Raw genomic sequence first — 5290 nt, forward strand, 5'->3', positions numbered from 1 at the left:
TGCGGCAGCTCCTACGCTGACCGCATACACTTGGGATGTGTGGGTGCCTGCAATCCCCCCGCGTACACCTGCGATCTTGCGGGTGCCCGCAATCCCCCTGTAGGAGCTGCCGCAGGCTGCGATCTTTTGATCTTGATGTTGTGGGAGCGAGCCTGCCCGGGAAGGCTCCCCGCGCGTTAGCCGCCGAAAAGATCGCAGCCTGCGGCAGCTCCTACGCTGACCGCATACACTTGGGATGTGTGGGTGCCTGCAATCCCCTCGCGTACACCTGCGATCTTGCGGGTGCCCGCAATCCCCCTGTAGGAGCTGCCGCAGGCTGCGATCTTTTGATCTTGATGTTGTGGGAGCAAGCTTGCCAACGAAGGCTCCCCCGCGTCAACCGCCGAAAAGATCGCAGCCTGCGGCAGCTCCTACACAGTCAGCCTTCCAGCGAGCCACCGGCCAGGGCACAGAGCTGGATCGGATCGAGAATGTGCACTTCCTTGCCTTCAGCGGCGAGTAGTTCGCTCTGCTGGAAGCGGGTGAACACCCGGGACACGGTTTCCACTGCCAGGCCCAGGTAGTTACCGATCTCGTTGCGCGACATGCTCAGCCGGAACTGATTGGCCGAGAAACCACGAGCGCGGAAACGCGCCGACAGGTTGACCAGGAAGGTCGCGATGCGTTCGTCGGCGGTTTTCTTCGACAGCAGCAGCATCATTTGCTGATCGTCGCGAATCTCGCGGCTCATCACCCGCATCAGCTGGCGGCGCAATTGCGGCAGTTGCAGCGCCAGTTCGTCGAGGCGGTCGAAGGGGATTTCACAGACCGAGGTGGTTTCCAGCGCTTGCGCCGACACCGGGTGTTTTTCGGTGTCCATGCCCGATAACCCGACCAGTTCGCTGGGCAGGTGGAAGCCAGTGATCTGCTCCTCACCGCCGTCGCTCAAGCTGAAGGTCTTCAAGGCGCCAGAGCGAACTGCAAAGACCGCATCGAACCCATCGCCCTGGCGGAACAGAAACTCGCCTTTCTTCAGGGGGCGACCACGTTTGACGATCTCGTCCAGCGCATCCATGTCTTCCAGATTCAGAGAAAGTGGGAGGCAGAGGGGGGCCAGGCTGCAATCCTTGCAATGGGCCTGGCTATGAGCGCGCAGCTTGACTGGCTCGGACATTTCTTAAATCCTTGTGGGAAAAGCACACATAAGACGTAAGGGTACCCTACCGGAGGAGGTTCAGGCCAGCGCACACGGCAATGGCTCATGGCCATAAAGCTCTTGGATTCTCGGCCGATGAACTATCATTGGATCCATTTCAAGGAAGGTGGTCATGCAGCCCATTGGCGGTATTACCAACGGCAGCAATAGCTTGCAGTCGCTGATCGAATCAACCAGCGACACTGCCCGGCAGCAAACGAGCACCTCGAAGACTCCCGAGAAGAGTAAAACCGTAGAAGGCGTCACCGTAACTATTTCCGGGGCCGCCCTGCAAAAGGCTGCCGGGACCGGTAAAACGGCGAACAGCGACATCGAAGAAAGCGGTCTGCCGGACAATATCCAGCAGATCCTCAAGATGATTCGCCTGCTGAAGCAGCAGATCGCCGAGAAACTGGGCGAAATGCAGGCGGTCATGGCGGACAGAAGCCTTACCCCCGAGCAGGCCCAGGCCAGGGTGGCTAACCTGCAAACTGCCCTCGGCGGTCTGAATGCAGGGCTGATAACGGCTAATGCGTCCTTGGCCAAGGCCATGAAAGATTCCGGGTTGAGTGCCGAAGCCGTGATGAAGGCGATGTCGTTGGCGATGAGTTAACGTCCGGTCTCGCCACCAATGCCAGTCAGTGCAGAGAAATGCACAGCCCTTCGACATAAACCAGAGCCTTTCGGCGAGTGCAATATCGCCAGGATCGCAGCCTGCGGCAGCTCCTACGCCCCGCCGATTCACCCTCGTAATAACGGGTGTGCGCAAAACGTGTACCGCCGATTCACCCTCGTAATAAAGGGTGTGCGCAAAACGTGTACCGCCGATTCACCCTCGTAATAAAGGGTGTGCGCAAAACGTGTACCGCCGATTCACCCTCGTAATAAAGGGTGTGCGCAAAACCTGTAGGAGCTGCCGCAGGCTGCGATCTTTTGGCGGCATCCAATGCCTGACTGACTGGCATTAGGGCTCGCGACGAATCGGTGCTCAAATGACTCGCGAAAAGCGCTGGCGACTCTGTTGTTGCAGGTACGCATCGAAGATCATGCACACCGAACGTACCAGCAGGCGCCCGGCGGGCAAGACCTCGAGCCGTTCATTGTCGAGCTCGATCAGGCCGTCCTCGGCCATGGCTTCCAGCTGCGGCCAGAGTTCGGCGAAGTAAGCGCGAAAATCGATATTGAAAGCCAGGTCGATCTCGGCGAACTCCAGGCTGAAACTGCAAATCAGTTGCGCAATCACTTCCCGGCGGACACGGTCGTCCTGATTGCACAGCAGACCGCGACTGGTGGCCAGGTGCATATCGCCCAGGGCGTTCTGGTAGTGAGTCATATCGCTGCTGTTCTGGCAGTACAGGTTGCCGATCTGGCTGATGGCCGAGACCCCGAGACCGATCAGATCGCAATGACCATGGGTGGTGTAGCCCTGGAAGTTGCGCTGCAGGGTCGAGTCTTCCTGGGCAATGGCCAGCTCGTCATCGGGCAGGGCGAAGTGGTCCATGCCGATGTAGCGATAACCCGCCGCGGTCAGTTGTTCGATGGTGCGCTGGAGCATTTCCAGCTTTTCGGCGGGCGTCGGCAAGTCGTTGCTGTTGATCCGTCGTTGCGGCAAGAAGCGCTCGGGCAGATGCGCATAGTTGAACACCGAGAGCCGGTCCGGTTGCAGGCTGATGATTTCATCGATCGTGCGGGCGAAGTTGTCCGGCGTCTGCTTGGGCAGGCCGTAGATCAAGTCGATATTGATCGAGCGAAACTGCAGCGTGCGTGCTGCATCGATCACGGCGCGGGTTTCTTCCAGGCTTTGCAGCCGATTGACCGCCCGCTGGACTGCCGGGTCCAGGTCCTGCACGCCGATGCTGACGCGGTTGAAGCCCAGTTCCCGGAGCAGGCCCATGGTCGACCAGTCGGCCTCCCGGGGGTCGATCTCGATGCTGTAATCACCGGAGTCATCGTCCAGCAGATTGAAATTTTCCCGCAACCGGGCCATCAGCTGGCGCAGTTCGTCATGACTGAGAAAAGTCGGTGTACCGCCGCCCAGGTGCAGTTGCTCGACCTGCTGGTTCGGGTCGAGATGGCAGGCGATCAACTGCATCTCCTGCTCCAGGCGCTGCAAATAGGGCAAGGCGCGGCCACGGTCTTTGGTGATGACTTTGTTGCAGGCGCAGTAGTAGCAGATGTTCGCGCAGAACGGCACATGCACATACAGGGACAACGGCCGTTGCGCCCTGCGGCTGTCACGCAGCGCGTGGAGCAGGTCGAAAGTGCCAACCTGGCTGTTGAATTGCACGGCGGTCGGGTACGAGGTATAGCGCGGCCCCACCAGGTCGTAACGGCGGATCAGATCTGTGTCCCAACGAATGGCGTCGAGCATGCGGGCATTCCCCGGATAGGCTGGCAGTGCCTGCGAGTCTAGGGGGTAGGGGGCAGGGGCATGTTGATTTGCATCAACGGTGGTCAGGCCAAAATCGAGGCGCCGGTGATATCGCCAGGATCAAAAGATCGCAGCCTGCGGCAGCTCCTACGGGGACCTTGTACACCCGGGAAATGTAGGATGTACGCAAATCCGTAGGAGCTGCCGATAGGCTGCGATCTTTTCGGCTGCACCGCAATGATCAGGAATAGAAGAAAGATCAAAAGATCGCAGCCTGCGGCAGCTCCTACTAATGCCCCATCATCCAATGCTGATGCGGCCCCGGCAGGGTCCAGATACCGAACAGGATCACCAGCAACCCGCCGGTCATGCGCACGCTGCGTTTGCGCAGCAGGGCGGTGACCCGTTCGGCGGCCAGGCCGGTGGCCAGCAGCACCGGCCAGGTGCCCAGGCCGAAGGCGAGCATCAGCAGTCCGCTGTCGAGGGCATTGCCCTGGCTGGCGGACCAGAGCAGCGTGCTGTACACCAGACCGCACGGCAGCCAGCCCCAGAGCGCGCCCAGCAACAACGCGCGGGGCAGGCTCGACACCGGCAGCAGGCGGTTGGCGAATGGCTGGATATGCCGCCACAGGCCGCGTCCGAGGCTTTCGATGCGGGTCAGGCCGCTCCACCAGCCGGCCAGGTACAGACCCATGACAATCAGCAGCACCCCGGCGAGCACCCGCATGTACATCGCCGCCGGGCTGTTGGCCACCGCCCAGCCGGCCAGGCCGATCAGCAGGCCGGCCGTGGCATAACTGAGAATCCGCCCCAGGTTGTACGCCAGCAGCAGACGAAAGCGCCGGCTGCGCTGCTCCTTGGGAATCGCCAGGGTCAATGCGCCCATCAGCCCACCGCACATACCCAGGCAATGACCGCCACCGAGCAAGCCGAGGATCACCGCGGAAACCAGCAGCGGCGCCAGCTCAAGCATGGGGAGGCGCCTGGTCTTTCGCCGGTTCCGGTTTGGCAGTCGGCGGCTGGCCACTGGCCTCGTCGACGGCGGCCTGGTGGTTCGGGTCCTGGTCATCGAACAGAATGCTGTGGGCCGGGCCGTCGAGGTCATCGTACTGACCGCTGTCGACCGCCCAGAAGAAAATGAAAATGGCGATGGCCACGATCAGCAGCGCGGCCGGGATCATCACGTAGAGAGCTGGCATCTTGACTCCATGCCCGCGCGGCTCAGGCCGGCAGCGGGCGATTTACTGGCGTGGCGCCGGCGTGCGGCGGGCTCGGCATGCGAGTCAGGCGCAACGCGTTGAGCACCACGGTCAACGAACTGATGGACATGCCGACCGCCGCCCAGATCGGCGTGATCCAGCCGAGGGCGGCGAACGGCAACATAAGGCCATTGTACAACCCGGCCCACAACAGGTTCTCGATGATGACCCGGCGGGTCCGGCGAGCGAGGCTGAAGGCTTGCACCAGCGCCTCGAGACGGTTGGACAACAGCACCGCATCGGCGCTGGTTTTCGCCAGGTCGGTGGCCGAGCCCATGGCCACGCTGATATCGGCGGCGGCCAGCACGGGCACGTCGTTGACCCCATCACCGAGCATCAGCACCTTGCGCCCTTCGAGGTGCAGTTGTTGCAGCACCTGCAGCTTGTCATCGGGACGCAGACTGCCATGGGCTTCATCGATGCCCAGCTCGGCGGCAACGCTGGCGACCATCGGCGAGCTGTCGCCCGACAGCAGCAGCGTACGCC

At 61.6% G+C, this 5290-nt stretch carries 6 protein-coding genes; 1 reads left to right on the top strand and 5 read right to left on the bottom strand.

Annotated features, from left to right (window positions below; translation table 11 throughout):
* Positions 1-418: 418 nt before the first annotated feature.
* Entirely contained in the window at positions 419-1153 is a 735-nt protein-coding gene (fnr, locus tag F8N21_RS29790) for a fumarate/nitrate reduction transcriptional regulator Fnr (protein WP_150645530.1), read from the bottom strand.
* 154 nt (positions 1154-1307) lie between these two features.
* On the opposite strand from fnr, the gene F8N21_RS29795 reads away from it, so the two are divergent.
* Complete coding sequence (locus F8N21_RS29795; RefSeq protein WP_150645531.1) at positions 1308-1787, top strand: hypothetical protein; 480 nt, start codon at positions 1308-1310, stop codon at positions 1785-1787.
* 375 nt (positions 1788-2162) lie between these two features.
* Here the strand turns inward: F8N21_RS29795 and hemN are convergent, their stop codons facing one another.
* From hemN to F8N21_RS29815, 4 genes are all read right to left on the bottom strand, one after another.
* Positions 2163-3545 carry an oxygen-independent coproporphyrinogen III oxidase gene (gene hemN, locus F8N21_RS29800; protein WP_150645532.1) on the bottom strand — a complete coding sequence of 461 codons (1383 nt, stop codon included), beginning with the start codon at positions 3543-3545 and terminating at the stop codon, positions 2163-2165.
* 289 nt (positions 3546-3834) lie between these two features.
* Positions 3835-4518, bottom strand: a complete 684-nt coding sequence (locus tag F8N21_RS29805) for a sulfite exporter TauE/SafE family protein (protein ID WP_150645533.1) — start codon at positions 4516-4518, stop codon at positions 3835-3837.
* Entirely contained in the window at positions 4511-4744 is a 234-nt protein-coding gene (gene ccoS / locus F8N21_RS29810; RefSeq protein ID WP_150645534.1) for a cbb3-type cytochrome oxidase assembly protein CcoS, read from the bottom strand. The genes F8N21_RS29805 and ccoS overlap by 8 nt, the downstream gene beginning before the upstream one ends.
* Before the next feature lie 22 nt (positions 4745-4766).
* Positions 4767-5290: HAD-IC family P-type ATPase (locus tag F8N21_RS29815; RefSeq protein ID WP_150645535.1), on the bottom strand; the 524-nt coding region annotated here is incomplete at its 5' end.

This window comes from Pseudomonas fluorescens (genome assembly GCF_902497895.1).
GTDB classification, from domain to species: domain Bacteria; phylum Pseudomonadota; class Gammaproteobacteria; order Pseudomonadales; family Pseudomonadaceae; genus Aquipseudomonas; species Aquipseudomonas fluorescens_BP.